Below are 1,079 nucleotides of genomic sequence, written 5' to 3'. Positions count from 1 at the left end.
ACGGGTTCGAGTTCGTCGAGGACGGTTCGGTTACCGGGGAGAACGACATGGGCAAGGAATTCCGACTCGAGCGTAACGACGCCCGCTGTCACCGCTGCAAGCTTGGCGTCTGTGGCTAAGGCAAAAGCGTGCCAGAACCTGCGGGCTTTCAGTTCCAGTGCTTTGGCCGTAACTTCATGGCCTTGAACCTGTTCCAGTCCACCTCTGTCTCCTGCGCTTCCCGCGGATTGCGGCAACGATAGGACAATGCGGAACTGCCTTCCAGTGGCCCTGAACGTGATGGCGTTGACGTCGCCGCGCTGGCTGAAACGAACCTCCGTCGCACCAAAACCCACAAGGGCACGCTCGATATGTTCGCGTGAAGCTCCAATGCTGAAGGAGTCACCGCGGGTGTAAAAACTCCGGGATTCAATTGCCGTCATCATCCAACTATGCGCCTTTGCTCCGTTCCGGGAGCGTTCAACCAGCCGGGCCGTGATAGTCAGCCTGGCTGGCTATTAGGCCGCTATGGGTCCATGATGGTTACGAGCAGGGCGGTCAATCGGTCAAGCAACGGCCCGGCGGCCGCCATACTCAGGCGCTGGTAATGAGTTCACAGTTCCCTGTCAGGACCGTTACGCAGCCAGCGGCGGTGACGGAACGTGGGCAGCTGGCGAGAGCGGCCCCTGCTGTGGCAAAGTCTTCGAGCTCTCCGGATGCACCAATATGGCGTCCCCTGCTGCTAAAACAAACTGGCGCAGCAATTCCACCGAATGACCCCCTGACAATGAATCCTGTATTTGTCAAAGGTGAGTACGACGGTGGCGGTCACCTGCCGAACTCGTTTTAATTCCAGGTTCCCGCTCAGGGAAGGATTCATGCCGGCCCTGCCAGTTCCCCCTCAACGCCCCCAAAAACAGCGCTAAGAGGGAAGTGCCCCAGCCTCTTAGTGCTGACCGGGCCCGGGCGCACTGTCTGCGCCGCAGGGATTCACCGTCCCTGACGCCGGGGCCTCAGAGCCTTCAACTTTCGTGCGTCGTTCCGGCCGGTGTCCGCCCACGCCGCGCCGGGGGCCCGGGCAGCGGCCGCGGCCAGCGCAT

The 1,079-nt window shown here is 61.3% G+C and carries 1 protein-coding gene; it reads right to left on the bottom strand.

What is annotated here, in order from left to right; translation table 11 throughout:
- The coding region (locus ACFO0G_RS19870) for a hypothetical protein (protein ID WP_376979801.1) at nucleotides 1–422 on the bottom strand (422 nt) is incomplete at its 3' end.
- Between the last annotated feature and the right edge of the window lie 657 nt (nucleotides 423–1,079).

The organism is Arthrobacter sedimenti, from assembly GCF_042652025.1.
Taxonomy (GTDB): Bacteria; Actinomycetota; Actinomycetes; order Actinomycetales; family Micrococcaceae; genus Arthrobacter; species Arthrobacter sedimenti.
The sequence above is the reverse complement of the archived record's forward strand: the minus strand, read 5'-3'. Positions and strand labels throughout refer to the sequence as shown.